This is a genomic window from Candidatus Agathobaculum pullicola (assembly GCF_052117205.1).
GTDB classification, from domain to species: Bacteria; Bacillota; Clostridia; order Oscillospirales; family Butyricicoccaceae; genus Agathobaculum; species Agathobaculum pullicola.
This window is the reverse complement of record NZ_JBQKJP010000036.1, coordinates 1-19226: the sequence shown is the minus strand read 5'-3', so window position 1 is coordinate 19226 and position 19226 is coordinate 1. Positions and strand designations below refer to the sequence as shown.

Sequence of the window (19226 nt, the reverse complement as noted above, 5' to 3'; positions counted from 1 at the left end):
GGACAGCATTTTGCCGGTTTCCAAGGACTCCTTTGAATATCAGACATGGTAAACATACGCGCGCCGGACGGTGCGCGGCAACAAGCCACCTTGGAAAACCGGACGCTAAGGTGACCGCGGTCAGTGCAGCCCGGCAGCATAAACATCCACCACAGTCAAGGCATGCAAAAAAGGCTCCGGGAGCATTCCCGAAGCCTTTTTTATCATCATTACATGATTTGTCCGCGCAAAATCAGCGTGTTGATATTCAAATCCTCGTCGAGCAAAATGATGTTGGCCAGCTTGCCCGGCTCAAGCGTACCGTAATCGTGCTGGATACCGATAGCCCGTGCCGGATTGGTCGACGCCGAGCACACCGCCTGCCCGAACGGTATGCCCATCTGTACGGCCCGCCGCATACATTCAAACAGGTTGGTAACCGAACCGGCCAGCGTGCTGGTGCCGCGCAGAGTCGCGCGACCATCTCGCACGGACACCGCCTGCCCACCAAGGGTGTATTCTCCATCGTCCAGTCCGGTTGCGGACATGCTGTCCGAAATCAGGATCATCCGGTTTTCAAACAGACGAAACGCCACGCGCACAGCTGACGGATGCACATGGCAGCCGTCCGAGATCAGCTCCACGCCAACTTCGTCGTTGTCCAGCGCCGCGCCGATCACGCCCGGTTCGCGATGCGTCAGCGGCGGCATGGCGTTGAACAGATGCGTGACCTCGCGCGCACCGCGTCGAAACGCCTCGCACGCGGTGTCATAATCCGCCTCGGTGTGCGCCAGCGACAGGCGCACCTCGCCCGCCAGCTCCCCGATCACATCCAGTCCGCCCGGCAGTTCGGGTGCGATTTCACACAGGCGAATCAGCCCCTGCGCTTTTTCCTGCAAACGGCGGAACAGTCCAGCATCCGGATTTTGCAGCCATGCGCCGTTTTGCGCGCCTTTCCGCGCGGGGGACAGAAACGGTCCCTCCAGATTGACACCCACCAGTGCCGCACCGCATCGCTCCGTGCGATACGCCGCAGCAGCCTGCATCACGGCAGACAGCTTTTCCTCCGGGTAGGTCATGGTCGCCGGACAGATGGCGCACACGCCGTGCTCGGCCTGATACCGCGCGATGGCAGAAATCGCCTGCTCGGTTCCGTCGCAGAAGTCATAGCCCGCGCAGCCATGCAAATGGATATCGATGAGTCCCGGAATGGCATACAGCCCATCCATATCGCAAGCGTCCTCCGACACGGGCGTACTGGCAATCCGATCGCCCGAAAGCACCAGTCCGCCCGTGCGAAACGTGCCGTCCGGTTGATAGATCCTGAGATTTTTAAACTCCATATGCGCGCATATAGCTTACAGCAGATCCAGACTCTTGGACAGCGCAGCTTCATCCGCTACGACAGACACGTCAGTATGCAGCTGCAGAATAGAAGCCGGTACACGCGGAGTAACCGGGCCGAAGAACGCCTGACGTACAATATCCGCCTTGTTCTCACCCGAAACGACGATCACGATGCGGCGTGCCAGCATGATGGTCTGTACGCCCATGGTGTATGCCTGACGCGGCACATCGTCCGCCGACGCAAAGAAGCGCTTGTTGGCTTCGATGGTGGACTCGGTCAGGTCGACGCAATGCGTGCCCTTGGAGAAGTAATCGTCCGGCTCGTTAAAGCCGATATGACCGTTCAGGCCCATGCCCAGCAGCTGCAAATCAATGCCGCCGGCCGCCTGAATCGCCGCGTCATAGCGCGCACATTCGCGCTCCGCATCCATTTGTGCGCCGTCCGGCAGGTTGATGCGGCCTTCCGGCACATTGATAGCGTCAAAGAAGTTTTTGTGCATGAAATAGTGGTAGCTCTGATCATGATCGGCAGTCAGGCCGCGGTACTCGTCCAGATTGAAGGTAGTGCATCCACCAAAGTCCACATCCCCCTTGTTGTACCACTTGATGAGCTGCTCGTAAATGCCAATCGGAGACGATCCGGTGGCAAGGCCCAGCACGGAATCCGGCTTGAGGATAACCTGCGCCGAAATGATGTTGGCCGCCTTACGGCTCATGTCGTTGTAGTCCTTTGCACGAATGATTTTCATATTCATTACCTCTCTCTTTGTCCAAACATCTGTCGTCAAAAAACAAAGGCGGGCGTTCGCCCGCCTCAGCTGCTTGAGGAATGCCCGCGCCTCCCGCTATCGCAGAGGACAGGCTTTCTTTATTGGACCAGTGTTTCCATCTCACGCGCCAGCTGCCGTGCAGACGGCCCGATGACGACATGCACTTCCCCGTCCGCCCGGCGCAGCACTCCCGCGGCGCCCGCCGCGCGCAGCTTTGCCTCATCGACTGCTGCGGGTTCTCGCAGGCGCACACGCAAACGTGTCATGCAGTATCCGATGGAAAGCACGTTATCCCGACCGCCGAGCGCATCCAGCACTGCCGCGGCGCAAATATCGGATAACAACACCGATTTCTCTTACATATTTTCCTGCAGGAACTTCTCGAGCGCAGCTGCTGCCGCCTCTTCGTCCTCGCCCTCGATGGTCAGCTTAACCGTGTCACCCTGCTTAACGCCCATGCTCATCACACCCATGATGCGCTTTGCGTCGACTTCCTTCTTCGGGCCGGCAATCTTGATGGAGGACTTGAACTGTGCCGCCTCCTTGACCAGCATGCCTGCCGGACGCGCGTGGATGCCGAGCTCGTCCTTAATGGTGTACTCTACGATTTTCATAACTGCATTTTCCTTTCTATCATTACATTTTGAAAATGACTTTTCACTATTTTTGTAAAGTGCGCAAACCGTCGTCCCCATTATACTTTTCCGGCAAAGTATGTCCTTTCCGGCGCCAAATCATACAGAAATCCGCACAATAAGCCCGAAAACAGAAGGAGACCTGTGTGCTGCCGAAAAAATAAAAACAACCAAACTCCTGCACCGCCGGGTATTCCTTTTTCAGGCCGACCGCGAGAAATTTGGTTTTGCCCGCCAACACGGTAACAATCCAATCACAACGAGGACGATGTGTTCACTTGTTGTTAATATTGTAACAAACAGGACGCGCTTTTTCAAGTCACTACCGTTCGCGCAAACTGCCAGAAAATCCACCTTTTTTTTGTGCATCTCCTACAAATCATGTATTTCCCCATGCAAAGGTTTTAACGCTATTCTTTTTTGCCATGATAAGCGGGAACTTGCGTACCATAAATCAGCCAAAACCGCATCCGCTGCGCGAACTGCCGCGGTTGTGCGGAATAAACCGAAACCAACATTCCCAACCATAAAGGGACGCGCCCCACGCGCCCCTTTTTCTTATTCAGATGCGTTTTCCGTTGAATTTCTGCGCCGCCGCTGGGCAGCCCTCGGCAATGATGCAGGCTGCCGCATCCACCGCATCCGCGCAGGCCTTGTCGATGGCCTTCTGCTCGTCGGCGGTGAATTTGCTCAGCACCCATGCGGCCAGGTCGTACTCCGGATGGGGCTTTTTGCCCACACCGATTTTGACGCGCGGGAAGTCCTCGCTGCCGAGGTGATAAATGATGTTTTTCAAACCGTTCTGCCCGCCTGCCGAACCTTTCGGGCGCACGCGCAGCGTGCCCACGTCGAGCGAAACGTCATCCGACAGCACAATGATGCGCGCGGGCGGGATTTTATAAAACTCAGCCGCGTCTCGTACCGCCTCGCCCGACAGGTTCATAAAGGTCTGCGGCTTCATCAGCAACACCCGTGCGCCGCCGAGCGTCGTCTCCCCGACGAGCGCCTTAAACTTCATTTTGTCGATTTTACAGCCGCTGCGCGCGCAATAGCTTTCCAGCGCGTGAAAGCCCGCGTTGTGGCGCGTGTTATCGTACTTGCTGCCCGGGTTTCCCAATCCGACCACCAGCCACTCAATGGGCTGCGCGGCTGCCGCGGCTTTTTGCTCGTCGAGCCTTTTGAAAATATCGAATACTGACATGATTTCACTCCAAAACAAAGCGCCTCCCCCGCAGGGAGGCGCTTTTTCTTTTGTTTATTCCACCGAAAGGATATAATAGTACACCGGCTGTCCGCCGTCGATCACCGAGATTTCGAGTTCCTTGTTCTCCTTGTGCAGCAGTGCTTCCACCTCAGCGGCCTGCTCGGCGGAAACGCCTTCGCCGTAAATGACCGTGGCAAACGCGCTGTCGTCGCTTACCATCTCGCGCACGAGCTTTTTGATGACCGAAGTCTCACGCCCGCTCGCGCACAGCTTGCCTTCGCTGAGCGACAGATACTCGCCCTGCTTAATTCTCTTGCCGTCAAATTCACTGTCGCGCGCGGCGTAAGTCACCTGCCCGCTGCGCACATGCGCCGCTGCATCACGCATGGCCTGCGCCAGCAGGTTTTCGTCCTCCCCGTCCGGATCGACAGCCAGCATCGCGGACATGCCCTGCGGAATGGTCTTGGTCGGCACGACAATGATCTTTTTCTCCTCGGACAGATGCACTGCCTGCTCGGCCGCCATGATGATGTTCTTGTTATTGGGCAGCACAAACACGATTTCCGCCGGAACCGCGTCCACCGCGCGCAGAATATCGTCGGTCGAGGGGTTCATGGTCTGGCCACCCTGCACGACCACGTCGACACCCAGATCGGTAAAGACGCTTTTCAGGCCGTCGCCCGCGGCGACCGCGACAAAACCGAATTTCTTTTCCGCCGGAACAATGACACGCTCGGCTGGCGCATCCGCTGTGCCTTCGATGACCTTGGCGGTGTGCTGCTCCCGCATGTTCTCAATTTTGACGGTCAACAGCGGGCCGAACTTGAGTCCCTCCTCGAGCGCTTTGTTCGGCTGGTCGGTGTGCACATGCACCTTGACGATATCGTCATCCTCGACCACCACCAGACTGTCGCCAATATCGTTCAAAATCGACCGCAGACGACCGACGTTGCGCGCCTTATCCTTGCGCGCGGCGATAAACTCAGTGCAGTAGGTGAAGGTGATATCCTCATCCGCAATCGCGCCGAAGTCCGCAGCCGCCTTGGTCGGTTCGGCGGCGGTGCGCTCTTTATGGATGCCGCGCAGCGCGTCGAGCATGCCTTCGAGAATGGTCAGGTAGCCAAAGCCGCCCGCGTCCACCACGCCCGCCTTTTCCAGCACGGGATTCTGATGCACGGTTTCCTCCAGCGCCTGCCGCCCGCAGGTCAGCACGGTTTCGAGCACCTGCTCGGCCGACAGGTCCGGCTCGGCCTGACAGGCTTCAACCGCCTGCTGCGCAGACACGCGCGACACGGTCAAAATCGTGCCCTCCGCCGGCTTCATGACCGCCTTATACGCCGTTTCCACACCCTCGCGCAGCGCCAGCGCCAGTTCGCGGCCACCTGCCGCATCGGTTTCGCGCAGCTTTTTCGCCGCGCCGCGGAACAGCAACGACAAAATCACGCCCGAGTTGCCGCGCGCGCCGCGCAGCAGCGCGGAGGCCGTCGTATCGACGGCTTTTGGCAGCGTCGGCTCGGTCAGCTTTTCCATCTCGGTCATCGCCGAGGCCATGGTCATGGACATATTCGTGCCCGTATCGCCGTCCGGCACAGGGAAAACGTTCAGTTCGTTTACCTGCTCCTTCTTTTCGGCAATGGCAAGCGCGCCCTCGATCACCATGGACTGGAACAGCGCGCCGTCTATTTTCTGATCTGCCATTTACTTAACTCTCCCCGAATTCTTTTTTGGCCGCGCGTCAGTCCGCACGGATACTCTCTACATAGATATCGACATTCTTTACATCCACGCCGGTCAGACGCTCAACATGGTAGCGCACCTCGCTGATAATCGAGCGGCAGACGGTCGCAATATTTACGCCATGCTCGACCGCGATGTGCAGGTCGATATTAACGCCGCCGTCCGGCGCCTCCGACACCTTGACGCCGCGTGACTGCGTCTCGCGTCCAAGCAGATGCGCCAGCCCATCCGACATCGAGCGAATGGTCATGCCCTTTACGCCGAAGCACGACGAAGCCGCATAGCCCGCAATTCCCGCCATCACCTCGTTTGTGATTTCGATATATCCAAGATCGGTCTTGATCGTCATAGAAAAACCCTCCCTGCGATCGTTTGATGCTTTTTGAGTCAGGACGCTGTAAGGTGCAGCACTGTCCGAATCATTTCTGCTTATATGATATAACAAAACCGTCCCAAATACAAGCAAACCGATGTTTTTTTTGCGAATGGTCAGACAAAACTCGGAATAATCGGCAGGAAATTGTGCGTAATTTTAGATTTTCGTAATTCTTTCCGTTTTTCCACAAACAAATGTTTGCTTTATTTGGCATTTTAGGGTATAATAGAAAAAAATACGAACGTATGTTCCGAATCGCAACAGCAAGGAGTGCGTCCATATGAAAAAAATCTCCGCCAAACAGCAAAGGATTTTAGATTATATCAGTGCGTTTTCCCTCGAACACGGCTATCCCCCTTCGGTGCGCGAAATCTGCGCGGAAATGAACCTGCGCTCACCCTCCACCGTGCACGCCCACCTGAAAAAATTGCAGGAGGCGGGCTACCTCGAGCCGAGCGAGCACAAGTCCCGTGCGCTGACCCCGGTCAGCGGCCCGTCCATGGTCACACGCGTGCCCATTCTCGGCCGCGTCACCGCCGGTATGCCTATCCTCGCGGTCGAGGAACATGTGGGCTACGTCCCGTTTGAGCCGGCGGCAAACGGCGGGGAGTACTACGCCCTGCGCATCCGCGGCGACTCGATGATCGGCGTGGGCATCATGGATGATGATTTGGTCATCGTACGGCAGGATATTCAGGCCCGAAACGGCGATATCATCATTGCTCTGCTGGAGGATGAAGCCACCTGTAAAACACTGAACATCACGGCGGACGGCGTGTGGCTGATGCCGGAAAACCCCGCCTATCCCCCGATTGACGGCAACGGCTGCCAGATTCTCGGCGTGGTCAAGGCAGTCTACCGGGAATACTGAAATCAATCGAGCAAAACCATAGTTTCGCTCGGAGTTTACGCGAAAAAGCACAAAAAACGAGGCGCATGGCCCCGGCTTTTATGGACCTTGCGGCTTGCCGCAAGGTTCTGTTTTATGCGCGCTGCGGCGCAGCGGTTGACAGCACCGTAAGGAGGAAGTTATGCCCGCACTGGAGGACAGTATCCGCTTTGTCAAGGGCGTCGGCCCGAAAAAGGCGGCTTTGTTTGAAAAACTGCATATCCGCACGCTGCGCGACGCATTGGAAACGTATCCGCGCGATTATGAGGACCGCTCCGTAATCACTTCCATCGCGGACATCACGGAGGACGGCAAGTATGCTGTTCGGGCGGTCGTCGGCACCGAGCCGAAAACCACCCGCATCCGCAAGGGCATGACGCTGGTCAAATGCACGATTTTTGACCAATCCGGCTCGCTGCCTGTGACCTATTTTAACAATCCCTATGCCGCGGCGCTGCTGCGCGTCGGGCAGGAATATGTGTTTTACGGGCGTGTGCAGATAAACGGTCACGCGCGCATGCTGGTTTCGCCGCAGTCGGAAAAGGTCTCGCCCGACGCGGCGCACCCCGGCCGCATTGTGCCGGTCTACCCGCTGACCGCAGGGCTGACCCAGCGCGACATGGCGCGCGTGACCGAAGCGGCGCTGGATGCGGTGCCGGGCGACTGGCCCGATCCGCTGCCCGAAGTGCTGCGCGCGCGGTACACGCTACTGGATGCCGCCGACGCGCTCGCCGCCATCCATCGGCCGCAGTCGGCGCAGGATGTGACCGAGGCGCGCCGCCGCATGGTGTTTGAGGAGCTGTTTCTGCTGTGCTGCGGCTTACAGCAGCTCAAGGAACGCCGCCGCGCCGACACAGGGCTGGTATTTTCCGATGCCTCTCTTGCGGACTTTTTTGCCGCGCTCCCCTTTTCCCCCACAGGCGCGCAGCGTCGCGCAATCGGGGAAATTGCGTCAGACTGCGTCTCTGGCCGTCCGATGAACCGACTGGTGCAGGGCGACGTCGGCTCAGGCAAGACGGTTGTCGCCGCGGCGCTTTGCGCGCTGGCCGCCAAAAGCGGCTATCAGGCCGCCTTCATGGCCCCGACGGAAATCCTCGCGGCGCAGCACGCGGAAACGCTGGCACCGCTGCTGGCAACACTGGGTATCTCCTGCACACTGCTGACCGGCTCGATGAACGCCGCGCAAAAACGCGCGGCCCTCGCCGCCATCGAGAGCGGCGCGGCGCAGGTTGTCATCGGTACGCATGCGCTCATCCAGCAGAGCGTCAATTTTCATCGGCTGGGCGCGGTCGTGGCCGACGAGCAGCACCGCTTCGGCGTAGCGCAGCGCGCCGCGCTGTCCGCCAAGGGACAGACGCCCCATGTGCTGGTCATGTCGGCAACGCCCATCCCGCGCACGCTTGCGCTCATCCTGTACGGCGACCTCGATGTATCCGTGCTCGACGAGGTGCCGCCCGGTCGTCAGCCGGTCGAAACCTACGCCGTGGGCGAAAATATGCGCCGCCGCATCACCGCCTTTATCGACAAGCAGATTCGCGAGGGCGGGCAGGTGTATGTTGTGTGCCCGCTGGTCGAAGAGGGGGAAATGAACCTCAAAAGCGCGGAACAGCACGCGCTCGACCTGCAAAAAACGCTGCCGCACCGGCGCGTTGCCGTGCTGCACGGTCGCATGAAAAGCGCGGAAAAAGAGCGCGTCATGCAGGCGTTTGCCGCGAAAGAATACGATATTCTGGTCGCCACAACCGTCATTGAGGTCGGCGTGGACGTGCCCAACGCCAACCTGATGGTCGTCGAGGATGCCGACCGCTTCGGCCTGTCCCAGCTGCACCAGCTGCGTGGGCGCGTCGGACGCGGCACGAGACAGTCCTACTGCATTTTCTTCGGTGCGGACAAGGGGCAAACCGCGCGCGAACGACTGAAAATCCTGTGTAAAACAAACGACGGCTTTGAGGTCGCGCGTGCCGACCTGTCGCAGCGCGGCCCGGGCGACTTTTTCGGCAGGCGGCAGCACGGTCTGCCCGCGCTGCACGTTGCCGACCCGATTGCCGACCTTGCGCTCATGCGGAGTGCGCGCGAAGAAGCCGAGCAGATTTTGCAGGCTGACCCCGCGCTTGCAGGCTATCCCGAATTGCGCGCGCGCGTGCACCGCATGTTCGAGGAACGGGACGACGAAGCGTTTAACTAATGAAAAGAACCGCCTTCCGGCAGTTCTTCTATTGGATACGCGCCTTACCGCGCGCTCGTCACTGTTTGGGCTTGTTTTCTTTCTTGGTATCGTCACGCTCGGACAGAACCAATCCGCCAAGCGCGAGCGCCGTGCCCAGCCACATGGACGGGGTCATCGTTTCGTGCAGGATGAGCGCCGAGCTGATGATGGTCACAATCGGCGTCGCATAGATGTACACACTCGTGCGCACCGGCCCAAGCAGGAACACCGCGCGGTTCCACGTCACAAAGCAGGTTGCGGACGCGCCCAGTCCAAGAAACAGCAGATTTCCCAGATGAACCGGCGTGAACCACGCCGCCGGCCCTGCCGGAAATCCGTCTAAAAACGCCGGAATGAGCAAAAACAGCAGCCCATAGCCGAACACCCGACAGGTCAGCGGCACGGTGGCATAGCCCGCCGCACCCAGATACCGAATCAGCACGGAGTACACGCCCCAGACCAGCGCGGCGCCCACGCCGAGCAGCGCGCCCAGCGGACTGAAGTGCAGCTCGCTCACACCTGCCAGCGATACGAGCGCCACGCCCGCCATTGCGCAGACAAAGCCAATAAAAAACCAGTGGCCGAGTCTCTCATGCAGCAAAAGCGCGGCGAACAGCGCGGTAAACAGCGGCGCCGCCGCCACGATGATACCGACAAGCGAGGCGGATATGTAGGTCAGCGCGATGTTTTCCATCAGGAAATACAGCGTAACGCCCGTCAATCCCGCCAGCGCAAACAGAATTTCATGCCGTTTTTCCTTGGCGCGCATCCAGCCTCGCGACGCAATCAGCAGCGCCGCAAACCCCAGCGCAAAGCGCGTGACCATGATCTCTACCGGTGAAAAGGTGCGCAGCAGCACTTTGGTTGCAACAAACGTCGTGCCCCAGACCATCACACTGAACGCCCCGAGCAGATGGCCCTGCAATACGTGATTTTTCTCCATACCCATATCCTCCCACGCGCAAAATCAGGCGGAAGCGCCCCGCGCTCCCGCCTTTTTGCCTGTTTTATACGATGAATCCGCCCCCGATGACAATATCACCATCGTAGAGCACCGCGCTCTGCCCCGCGGCCGGTGCGCGAACCGCATCCTCGAACACAATACGCGCATCCTTGCCGTCCGGATAAATGGTCGCGCGGTCGCTGCGGCGCGAAAAGCGCACACGCACCTCGCAGACAAACGGGCCGTTTTCCGCATATTCCGGCGCGATATAGTGTACATCCCGCACGGTAATCTCGCTGCGGTACACGTCCTCAAGCGACAAAACGACCTCGTTCGTCTCCGGACGCAGTTCGTGTACGAATAACCGTCCCTCCGCCGCGACGCCCAGCCCCTTACGCTGTCCGACCGTATAGCAGTGGATACCCTTGTGCCGCCCGAGCACCTTGCCGCTTTCGTCAACAAAATTGCCCGGCGGACAAGCCGCGCCGTGACGCTCCAGCCAGCCCTGCACATCCCCGTCCGGGATGAAGCACACATCCATGCTGTCCGGCTTTTCCGCAACCGAAAGACCAATTTCACGCGCATTTTCGCGCACTTCCGTCTTGTTTTCCGCCTCGCCCAAGGGGAACAGACAGCGTGCAACCGTTTTGCGCGGCAGTCGGTACAGCATATAGCTCTGATCCTTTTCCGCGCGGGCACGCCGCAGCAGTGCGCGGCCCTCGGCATCGCGTCCCGTGCGGGCATAATGCCCGGTGGCGATGTGTGCCGCGCCGATTTCGTCAGCGTAGTCGGTCAGCGCACGGAATTTAATGAGCGGATTGCACATCACGCACGGGTTTGGCGTGCGCGCATTGCGGAACGAATCGGCAAAATATCCGCAAATCTGCTGCTCGAACGCCTCGCGTCGGTGTGCAACATAAAGCGGAATCCCCAAATCGTCCGCCGTGTGCTGAGCAGCTTCCTCTCCGCCCAGTCCTACCTCAAGGAACAGACCATGCACTTCAAAGCCCCTGTCCCGCAGCCGTGCTGCCGCCACAGCGGAGTCTACGCCGCCCGAAAGTCCCAATACTACCTTTTCTGCCATGAAATATCTCCTATATCTGCCCAGCCGCCTCGGTATTCTACCGAAAGCGGCCTTGCCGGGGGTTTTTGATTGCTTTATGAAGCCGTCCAAGTCTCCAGCCCTGCGAACGCATTGTACGGCGAGGGCGCATAATTGCCAATAAGACCCTTGCGAAGAATGATCTGCCCGCGCTCAAACGCAACCGGAATAATGGGCATCTGCTCGAGAAACAGGCTGTAGAAGCCGGAAACATTTTCGCCGCTACGCGCGGCCGCGATTGCCGCCGCCATGTCCCCGTTTGAATAGCCGCCATAGTTCAGGCTGCCGCCGGAGGATAACAGCGGGCGCAGGTCAAAATCCGCGGTAAGCTGTGTTTCTCCATAGTATACGTCAAACGAGCCGGACTGCAGCATGGAGAGAAACGTCTCATACGGCTGCTTGTCCACTGTCACGGTCACACCGTCCAGCGCGTTCCAGAACGCGGCGATCTGCTCGGCCGCCGCAACCTTGAAGGCGTTATCCGAATTGACCAGCAGACGAATGGACAGCGTCTCTCCACCGGTTGCGCCCGCATCCGTGCCGGTGTCCGTATTTTCCCCACCGTCCGCGTCATCATATTCATCGGTATACTCGTCGGTGTCGCCCGCTTGATCGGACGTATCCGTCTCATCCGTATCGGTTTCTCCGCTGAGTCCTTCCCGCAGCAGCTGTGCCGCTTTGGTTGCGTCCCCAGACAGATTGATCGTCAGATTATCGCCCGCCGGCTGCGGATTGACGGGAAGCACCGCGGGATCAGCAAAGGTTTGCAGCTGCGTGGCGCACAGGCTCTGCCGCGAAATCGCAGCGCTCAGCGCCTGCCGCACCTTGGCGTTTGCCAGTTGACTGTTCGCATGGTTGATACCCAGATAGTGCAGCGACGCGCTGGTTGTCTGCACGGTATCGACCGAGCCGCCCACCGACGGGGGATCGGGCGAGATACGCGCCGCGCGCATCAGAGACACATCGCCCGTCTGGAAACTGGACATCGCCGCGTCCGCGCGCGTCATTGCCACCAGCGTAATCGTGCGGATCGCGCCGAGGAAGCCGCCGTGCCAATTCCCGTTGGCCTCCAGCGTCCAGTGTCGATCCTGCTCGACCGGCTGGAACGGGCCGGTGCCGTCGGCAAAGCTGCCGCTGTCGGCCGAGCCTTGCCGATAAATCGGAATATCCAGCAGACGCGGGAAATTGATATTGGGCGAGGTGAGCACGATGCGCACCTCACGGTCGCTGACCGCCTGAATGGAGGAAACCTCCGTCAGCCGATTGTGAAACGGCGAAGCGTCATTAAACTGCGCCGTTTGCAGGCTTGCGACCACGTCTCCTGCGGTCAATTTCTCACCCGACCAGAAGCTCACGTCATCCCGCAGGGTGAAGGTAAAGGTGGTGCCGTCGCCTGTATACGATTCGCACAGCACATTTTCCGCTGTAAAGTTCGAGGTAACCTCGAACAGTCCTTCGTACAGCGCTTCGCACAGCACACGGTTGATGCTGGTGTTGTCCAGCACCGGATTGAGCGTGCCGTTTTGATACCACGCCAAGCCGAAGTACGCATCCGACACCTTAACCGTATCGACCGGCGCATCCTCGCCGCCCAAAGCGGGCAGACCGCAGGCGCTGAGCAGGCACATCGCTGCAAGAAACGCGGCGAGCACGCTTTTTTTCCATTTCATAAACCGGACTTCCTTTCGGTTACAGGCAGATCACGCCGCCCTGCACGCCGCGCAGGCCGTGCGTCTTGCGGTGCGACCAGAATTCATCCGAGCAGCACATGGTGCAGATGCCGCTGTCAATCACATTTTCCGGCGCAAGGCCCGCGTCCCGCAGCAGCTGAACGCCGATTCCCTGCAAATCCACATGGAATTTCGCACCTTTTTCCATAATATAAGGATGCACCAGCGCGCCAAGCTGCTTTTCCATTGCCTCGGGCACATCCGCATCGGTTTCAAAACATTCCTGTCGGATGGACGGACCGAGCACTGCGCGCAGGCTTTCGCGCTTTGTTCCGAGCTTTTCCTCCATCACCGCCACGGTCTTGGGCAGGATGCCTCCCGCCATGCCGCGCCAGCCCGCATGACATACGCCGGCAGTGTGTGTCGCGGGATCATACAGCAGTGTGACCACGCAGTCCGCGTAAAAGCCGCAGATCGGCGTGTCGGGCAGCGCGGTGACGATGGCGTCCGACTGCCACGCCATCGGGCGAGTCAGTCCCATGCCGACCTGCTCCTCCCCAACGACCGAAACTTCGGTTTCGTGAATCTGCCGGGTCAGGGTGATACGGTTCTCATCCACGCCCAATGCTTCCGCCAGACGGTGGTAGTTTTCGCGCACATTTTCCTCGGTATCCCCGCGGTTAAAGCCCAGGTTCAGGCTTTCGCAGTGCCCTGTGCTCACGCCGCCGAACTTGGTCGTAAAAGCATGGCGCACCGGCAGGCGGCGGCAGGTATAATAAACAAACGGGCCGCGCTGAATGCGGCACATAGACTGGTGCATAAGCGTTCCTCCCGATATATTCGTTTCATTATAGCAAATCGCCGCCTGTTCCACAAGGGCGCGCTCAGCCTGTTTTCAAAATACGCCAAAATCTGCACAGTATCGTATGGGTTTTTCTTGACAGTTTGACCAACAGGCTTTACAATAAATTGTAGTATAATACCTGCTGTAATATAGCCTGCGCAATTTCGCGCAGGGCTTTTTCAAGGGCATTATAATCCGGCGTTTTTTCAAACGCCATTTGCTACGCAAGGCCGCGCCTGTTTGTATGTGAATCATCGGCCTATTGCGCCATTTTTTGTCATTATTTTCCGCATGATTTGCCATATATATACTGTCATTGCTGCAAATCTGCGTCCCATTTTGCCGAAAGATACCGCGCAAGCCGTTTTTCGCCCAAACCGGTGCTGCCTCCAAATCACAAAATAGGAAAAATAGGAGGACACACCAAACATATGACCGACATCATCATACCGATCATAGCCGGTATTGTGTGTCTCGTTGTGGGCATTGTCATCGGTTTTCTGTACCGCAAGAGCGTTGCGGAAAAGGAGATTGGCTCCGCCGAGGCCGAAGCGACACGCATCATCAACGAAGCCATCAAAGCCGGTGAGACCAAAAAACGCGAAGCCATTCTGGAAGCCAAGGATGAAATCCACAAGCAGCGCACCGAAGCCGACCGCGAATTAAAAGAGCGCCGCAACGAGACCCAGCAGCTAGAACGTCGCCTGCTCCAGCGCGAAGAAGCCCTCGACAAGAAGAGCGACACGCTTGACCGCAAGAACGAGGAACTGAACCGTCATCTGGAAGCAACCCAGAAGGAAAAGGAAGAACTGTCCCGCATCAAAGCGGAGCAGCTGGAAAAACTCGAGCAGATTGCCAGCATGACGCGCGACGAAGCGCGTGAAATGCTGGTTGCCTCGATTGAGTCCGAAGCCACGCACGACGCAGCCGTCAAGCTGCGCGAGATTCAGCAAAAGCTCAAGGACGAAAGCGAGCAGACCGCACGCGAGATCATTTCGACCGCGATTCAGCGCTGCGCCGCCGACCATGTTTCCGAAGCGACTGTTTCGGTTGTGCCGCTGCCCAACGATGAAATGAAGGGCCGCATCATCGGCCGCGAGGGCCGCAACATCCGCACCCTCGAAACGCTCACGGGCGTCGACCTGATTATCGACGACACGCCTGAAGCGATCACGCTTTCCTCGTTCGATCCGGTGCGCCGTGAAATCGCGCGACTGGCGCTCGAAAAGCTGATCGTGGACGGCCGTATCCATCCCGCCCGCATTGAGGAAATGGTGGAAAAATCCCGCCGCGAGGTCGAGCAGATCATCAAGAGCGAGGGCGAGCGCGCCACCTTCGAGACCGGCATCCACGGCATCCATCCCGAGCTGGTCAAGATTCTCGGCCGCCTGCGGTATCGCACCAGCTACGGCCAGAACGTATTGCAGCACTCCATTGAGGTTGCACATATCGCCGGTATGATGGCCAGCGAGTTGGGGCTTGATCCCCTACCCGCCCGCCGCGCCGGTTTGCTGCATGATATCGGCAAGGCGATCGACCACGAGGTGGAAGGCAGCCATGTCCAGATCGGCGTAGACCTTGCCAAGAAGTACAAGGAAGCGCAGCCGATCATCCATGCAATTGAGGCGCACCACGGCGATGTGGAGGCTAAGACTGCGTTGGCCTGCTTGGTGCAGGCAGCGGATGCCATCTCCGCCGCAAGGCCGGGTGCACGCCGCGAGAATCTGGAAAACTATATCAAGCGCCTGGAAAAGCTCGAGAGCATCGCAAACGAAACCCCCGGCGTTTCCAGTTCGTATGCCATTCAGGCGGGCCGCGAAATCCGCATCATTGTCAATCCCGACAAGATTTCGGATGACGCGATGATTCTGCTCGCCCGCGAGGTCGCCAAGAAGATCGAGGATGATTTGGATTATCCCGGTCAAATCAAGGTCAATATGGTACGCGAGACCCGCGCCATCGACTACGCGAAATAATCTGGTTTGAACCCACGCTTTCAAACGAAAGGGGCTGCGCCGTGCATCACGCGGACACAGCCGAATCGTGCAAGGTGTTCACAATCGGAACTTTGCTTCATACTGGTATAAAAGCCGAGGCGCATGTCCTCGGCTTTTATGAAAAGAACCGCCTTCCGGCGGTTCTTTTCTGTTTGGTTGCGCCTTAAAGGGTGGAAAGGGAGCGTCTTCTTATACACAGGGTTGTGGATACTTTGTCAGGCGTTTGTCAGCGGGCGGCGGGACAGGATAAGGCCCAACAGCAGCCCTGTAAGCGCGGGCAGCACCCAGCCGAAGCCTATTTTCGTCAACGGCAAAGCCGTAACCACATTCGTCCAGAACGGGATGGACAGACCGCTGTGCGCCAACGCCTCCGTCACGCTCTGCACACAGGTCAGTCCGACGGTCAGCGGATGGACAAGACGGAACGCCGCCAGCTGCGGCACAAAGGACAGCGCAATCAGCGCGATGGCTGCCGGATAGATCGCGCCCAGCACAGGTGTGGACAGGCGGATGATACCGGCAAGGCCAATATTGCTGACCACCATGCTGGCTGCTGAGAAGAATGCCGCAAACGCGCGGTAGGACACGCGCGGAAACAGGCCGTGGAAGTACTCGCTGACACAGGAAATCAGTCCGATGCAGGTGTTCAGGCACGCAATCAGGAAGATGGCGGCAAGCAGCACCAAACCGGGCGTGCCAAACAACGCATAGGCAAGCGAGGAGAGCGTATCCGCGCCAGTCTTGCCGCCGGGAAAGGCTGCGCCCGACAGCGCGCCCGCATGTGTCAGCATCGCGTAAATCGTCAGCAGCAGCGCGCCCGCAATCCAGCCCGCGCGGATGGTGCCGCGCACAACCTGTTTATCCTCCGCAATGCCCTTGGCGCGGATATTGAGCGCAATGACCGCACCGAAGTTGAGTGCCGCGATGGTGTCCATTGTCTGGTAGCCGCCGAGAAAGCCCACCGCGGCAGGCACTATGGTGTACCGCGCCGTCGGCACACCATAGTGCGCGGCGACCGGATGCAGCAGGCAGCCTGCAAAAAGCACGATAATCAGCACAATCAGTGTCGGGCATAGAATCTTGCCCAAGCGGTCGGTCAGCTTGTCCGGTCGCAGCGCGACGAGAAACGCGACCGCAAAGAACAGCACCGAGTAAACCGCCTGTTTTGCTGCTCCACCGCCCACAATTGGCGCAAACATCTCAAACGAAGTGCTGGCCGTGCGCGGAATGGCAAGACAGGGGCCGATGGACAGATAGATGAGCAGGGTGAACACCGCGGCAAAACGCGGATGCACCCGTCCGGCGAGGGCGGAAAGGCCGCCCGACCGGGCCACCGCAATTACGCCCAGTACAGGCAGACCGATTGCGCTCATGGCAAAGCCAAGAAAAGCCAACCATGCGGCGCTGCCAGCCTCGGCACCCAGAAAGGGCGGGAAAATTAGATTGCCCGCCCCGAAAAACATGGAAAACAGCGTAAACCCGACTAAAATCAGGTTTCTGCCGTGCAGCTTTTGCATAAAAAAGTCCCTCCTTATGTGACCAACCCCTATTATACCCGATGAGATGGCGTTGTCAAACAAGTGACCGTCACGCAAGAAAAAAGACCGCGTAAAGCGGCCTTTTCTCTTATCGGGATACTTACTTTTTCATGATGTCCTCATCATGCGCGGCGCGTGCCACGATACCGGAGAGGAACAACAGCGCGATCAGGTTGGGGAACACCATCAGGCCGTTAAACAGGTCGGACAGATTCCAAACCAAATCCACCTTGAGCGCGGAGCCGATGACGATGCACACAACCACGATGGCAGCGTAAAGTCTGGTGGCCTTCTGACCAAATAAAGCCTTGACGTTGGTTTCGCCAAAGAAATACCAACCGATGATGGTCGAGAACGCGAAGAACAGCATACAGACGGCGACAAACGCGTTGCCGAACGCGCCCAGCGAAAAGTTAAACGCCGCCTGTGCCAGTGCCGTGCCCTGCAATGCACCCGGCACGCCCGCCTGCAGCTGGCCCGAAGTCAGAATGACCAGTGCGGTCAGCGTCAGCACAATAAAGGTATCGATAAATACAGAAACAATGGCGATTTCACCCTGATCCTGCGGCTTTTCAACCTTTGCCAGCGCATGCGCGTGCGGGGTCGATCCCATGCCGGCCTCGTTGGAGAACAGGCCGCGCGCCACGCCGTAGCGCATGGCTTCGCGCACGGTGATGCCGACCGCGCCGCCGAGGATGGCCTGCGGGTCAAACGCCGCGACAAAGATGGAGCGAAGGGCGGGGATAATCGCGGCATGGTTGATGCACAGAATAACAACACAGCCGACCATATAGAAGCCGGCCATCACCGGCACGACCTTTTCGGTAAACGCCGCGATGCGGCCGACACCGCCGAGGAAGATGAACGCCGCAATAACCGCGCAGATCACGCCGATGATACGCTTGTCCACACCGAAGGCGTTCTGAAATGCCTCGCTGATGGAGTTGGCCTGCACCATGTTGCCGGTAAAGCCCAGCGCAAAGATAATCGCAATTGAGAAGAAGCCCGCGAGGAACTTGCCGAACTTGCCGGTAAAACGCGCCCGAATGTAGTAAATCGGGCCGCCGGTCACATGCCCTGACTGGTCGACCGTTTTGTACTTTTGCGCGAGTACGGCCTCGCCGTAGATGGTGGACATGCCGAAGAACGCAGAAAGCCACATCCAGAAGATAGCGCCCGGGCCGCCGGAGTAGAGCGCAGTGGCCGCGCCTGCAATGTTACCCGTGCCGACCTGCGCCGCGATGGCCGTAGTCAGCGCCTGAAACGGGCTCATGCCGTCCTTGCCGGCTTTTTCGCCGTTGAGGGAAAAGTGGCCGAACAGCCGCTTACAGCCCGAGCCGAACTTGCGCACCTGCACAAAGCGCGTACGGATGGTGAAGATGATGCCGGTGCCTACCAGCAGATACAGCAGTACGCTGTTCCACACGATGTTGCTGATCTTGGAAACAAGATCGGCCAGTTGATCCATTGACATTGTTTTCTTTACCCCTTTTTCTGTTTTTGCGGCAAACAAAAAGAGTCAGAACCCTGCATCAGGGTCTGACTCTGAAAGAACGGCCGGACAGCACGGCAGAAAACGCAAAAAAAGCGCCCGCCCTGCGCTGTGGTTCGCACTCTGTCCTTTTGCCTGAGAGATTGGCATGCGGTTCCCCGCCGCACGCTTTGCACCTTCGGCAGCTCCCTTCGGAGCGTTCTCCAGAGTCACATCCATTTACAGTCCCCATCCGGAAATCCGAACGCCTGAGAGTTTTGCTCCTTCGGCAAGCCAAACGGCTTTTTCCTGCAAACTTCGTTTGTCGCTGTATACTCTTTTGATTATCAGTGTATCATCCCATGCGGATGCTGTCAAGCATTACATTCCCGCCGTTTACCGGTGGTTCTGTAGGAGTACAATACATCTTGGACAGTTGAATAAAAAAGGGATGAAGGATAAGGCCTCATCGGTTAAAGTTGAGTTGCTACACTTAACTTGACGAGAGGGGGCCATAT

16 protein-coding genes and 1 riboswitch are annotated in these 19226 nt (G+C 58.3%); of the genes, 3 read left to right on the top strand and 13 right to left on the bottom strand.

Going from position 1 to position 19226, the window contains the following annotated elements; all coding sequences use genetic code 11:
- Positions 1 to 209: 209 nt before the first annotated feature.
- The 7 genes from nagA to ACTQ3V_RS11635 form a co-directional block, all read right to left on the bottom strand.
- Positions 210 to 1322, bottom strand: coding sequence for an N-acetylglucosamine-6-phosphate deacetylase (nagA, locus tag ACTQ3V_RS11665; protein ID WP_441467653.1), 1113 nt, complete (start codon positions 1320 to 1322; stop codon positions 210 to 212).
- Positions 1323 to 1337: 15 nt separating this feature from the next.
- Complete coding sequence (gene nagB / locus ACTQ3V_RS11660) at positions 1338 to 2075, bottom strand: glucosamine-6-phosphate deaminase (RefSeq protein ID WP_441467652.1); 738 nt, start codon at positions 2073 to 2075, stop codon at positions 1338 to 1340.
- Between the two features lie 119 nt (positions 2076 to 2194).
- Entirely contained in the window at positions 2195 to 2440 is a 246-nt protein-coding gene (locus ACTQ3V_RS11655) for a PTS sugar transporter subunit IIB (protein ID WP_441467651.1), read from the bottom strand.
- A gap of 12 nt (positions 2441 to 2452) precedes the next feature.
- Complete coding sequence (locus tag ACTQ3V_RS11650) at positions 2453 to 2710, bottom strand: HPr family phosphocarrier protein (RefSeq protein WP_441467650.1); 258 nt, start codon at positions 2708 to 2710, stop codon at positions 2453 to 2455.
- Between the two features lie 583 nt (positions 2711 to 3293).
- On the bottom strand, positions 3294 to 3932 hold the full coding sequence (gene pth, locus ACTQ3V_RS11645; protein ID WP_441467649.1) for an aminoacyl-tRNA hydrolase: 639 nt from the start codon (positions 3930 to 3932) through the stop codon (positions 3294 to 3296).
- Between the two features lie 54 nt (positions 3933 to 3986).
- The gene (locus ACTQ3V_RS11640; protein ID WP_441467648.1) at positions 3987 to 5633 is read right to left on the bottom strand and encodes a DAK2 domain-containing protein; all 1647 of its coding nucleotides are present in this window, start codon (positions 5631 to 5633) and stop codon (positions 3987 to 3989) included.
- Positions 5634 to 5670: 37 nt separating this feature from the next.
- Entirely contained in the window at positions 5671 to 6021 is a 351-nt protein-coding gene (locus tag ACTQ3V_RS11635; protein WP_441467647.1) for an Asp23/Gls24 family envelope stress response protein, read from the bottom strand.
- A gap of 307 nt (positions 6022 to 6328) precedes the next feature.
- Here ACTQ3V_RS11635 and lexA point away from each other — a divergent pair, with 307 nt between their 5' ends.
- On the top strand, positions 6329 to 6919 hold the full coding sequence (lexA, locus tag ACTQ3V_RS11630) for a transcriptional repressor LexA (protein WP_441467646.1): 591 nt from the start codon (positions 6329 to 6331) through the stop codon (positions 6917 to 6919).
- A 160-nt stretch (positions 6920 to 7079) separates the two neighbouring features.
- Positions 7080 to 9122, top strand: a complete 2043-nt coding sequence (recG, locus tag ACTQ3V_RS11625) for an ATP-dependent DNA helicase RecG (protein ID WP_441467645.1) — start codon at positions 7080 to 7082, stop codon at positions 9120 to 9122.
- A 58-nt stretch (positions 9123 to 9180) separates the two neighbouring features.
- Here recG and ACTQ3V_RS11620 read toward each other — a convergent pair whose 3' ends face one another.
- From ACTQ3V_RS11620 to pgeF, 4 genes are all read right to left on the bottom strand, one after another.
- Positions 9181 to 10086: a DMT family transporter gene (locus tag ACTQ3V_RS11620; RefSeq protein ID WP_441467644.1), complete on the bottom strand. Its 906-nt coding sequence runs from the start codon at positions 10084 to 10086 to the stop codon at positions 9181 to 9183.
- A 64-nt stretch (positions 10087 to 10150) separates the two neighbouring features.
- A complete protein-coding gene (gene mnmA, locus ACTQ3V_RS11615; protein ID WP_441467643.1) occupies positions 10151 to 11170 on the bottom strand; it encodes a tRNA 2-thiouridine(34) synthase MnmA in 1020 nt (339 codons plus the stop codon).
- Positions 11171 to 11244: 74 nt separating this feature from the next.
- Positions 11245 to 12858, bottom strand: coding sequence for an ABC transporter substrate-binding protein (locus ACTQ3V_RS11610; protein ID WP_441467642.1), 1614 nt, complete (start codon positions 12856 to 12858; stop codon positions 11245 to 11247).
- A gap of 19 nt (positions 12859 to 12877) precedes the next feature.
- A complete protein-coding gene (pgeF, locus tag ACTQ3V_RS11605) occupies positions 12878 to 13678 on the bottom strand; it encodes a peptidoglycan editing factor PgeF (protein ID WP_441467641.1) in 801 nt (266 codons plus the stop codon).
- 455 nt (positions 13679 to 14133) lie between these two features.
- Here pgeF and rny point away from each other — a divergent pair, with 455 nt between their 5' ends.
- Entirely contained in the window at positions 14134 to 15678 is a 1545-nt protein-coding gene (gene rny, locus ACTQ3V_RS11600; protein WP_441467640.1) for a ribonuclease Y, read from the top strand.
- Between the two features lie 236 nt (positions 15679 to 15914).
- On the opposite strand, the gene brnQ is transcribed toward rny, so the two are convergent.
- Positions 15915 to 17216, bottom strand: a complete 1302-nt coding sequence (brnQ, locus tag ACTQ3V_RS11595) for a branched-chain amino acid transport system II carrier protein (RefSeq protein ID WP_441467639.1) — start codon at positions 17214 to 17216, stop codon at positions 15915 to 15917.
- 121 nt (positions 17217 to 17337) lie between these two features.
- Complete coding sequence (locus tag ACTQ3V_RS11590; protein ID WP_441467668.1) at positions 17338 to 18705, bottom strand: alanine/glycine:cation symporter family protein; 1368 nt, start codon at positions 18703 to 18705, stop codon at positions 17338 to 17340.
- Between the two features lie 137 nt (positions 18706 to 18842).
- Positions 18843 to 18946: riboswitch (glycine riboswitch) on the bottom strand.
- Between the last annotated feature and the right edge of the window lie 280 nt (positions 18947 to 19226).

What these genes read in the sequence shown, in the direction of transcription:
- nagA (WP_441467653.1), bottom strand. Translation starts at nt 1,322, where the DNA reads ATGGAGTTTAAAAATCTCAGGATCTATCAACCGGACGGCACGTTTCGC.
- nagB (WP_441467652.1), bottom strand. Translation starts at nt 2,075, where the DNA reads ATGAAAATCATTCGTGCAAAGGACTACAACGACATGAGCCGTAAGGCG.
- ACTQ3V_RS11650 (WP_441467650.1), bottom strand. Translation starts at nt 2,710, where the DNA reads ATGAAAATCGTAGAGTACACCATTAAGGACGAGCTCGGCATCCACGCG.
- pth (WP_441467649.1), bottom strand. Translation starts at nt 3,932, where the DNA reads ATGTCAGTATTCGATATTTTCAAAAGGCTCGACGAGCAAAAAGCCGCG.
- ACTQ3V_RS11640 (WP_441467648.1), bottom strand. Translation starts at nt 5,633, where the DNA reads ATGGCAGATCAGAAAATAGACGGCGCGCTGTTCCAGTCCATGGTGATC.
- ACTQ3V_RS11635 (WP_441467647.1), bottom strand. Translation starts at nt 6,021, where the DNA reads ATGACGATCAAGACCGATCTTGGATATATCGAAATCACAAACGAGGTG.
- lexA (WP_441467646.1), top strand. Translation starts at nt 6,329, where the DNA reads ATGAAAAAAATCTCCGCCAAACAGCAAAGGATTTTAGATTATATCAGT.
- recG (WP_441467645.1), top strand. Translation starts at nt 7,080, where the DNA reads ATGCCCGCACTGGAGGACAGTATCCGCTTTGTCAAGGGCGTCGGCCCG.
- ACTQ3V_RS11620 (WP_441467644.1), bottom strand. Translation starts at nt 10,086, where the DNA reads ATGGAGAAAAATCACGTATTGCAGGGCCATCTGCTCGGGGCGTTCAGT.
- mnmA (WP_441467643.1), bottom strand. Translation starts at nt 11,170, where the DNA reads ATGGCAGAAAAGGTAGTATTGGGACTTTCGGGCGGCGTAGACTCCGCT.
- ACTQ3V_RS11610 (WP_441467642.1), bottom strand. Translation starts at nt 12,858, where the DNA reads ATGAAATGGAAAAAAAGCGTGCTCGCCGCGTTTCTTGCAGCGATGTGC.
- pgeF (WP_441467641.1), bottom strand. Translation starts at nt 13,678, where the DNA reads ATGCACCAGTCTATGTGCCGCATTCAGCGCGGCCCGTTTGTTTATTAT.
- rny (WP_441467640.1), top strand. Translation starts at nt 14,134, where the DNA reads ATGACCGACATCATCATACCGATCATAGCCGGTATTGTGTGTCTCGTT.
- brnQ (WP_441467639.1), bottom strand. Translation starts at nt 17,216, where the DNA reads ATGCAAAAGCTGCACGGCAGAAACCTGATTTTAGTCGGGTTTACGCTG.
- ACTQ3V_RS11590 (WP_441467668.1), bottom strand. Translation starts at nt 18,705, where the DNA reads ATGGATCAACTGGCCGATCTTGTTTCCAAGATCAGCAACATCGTGTGG.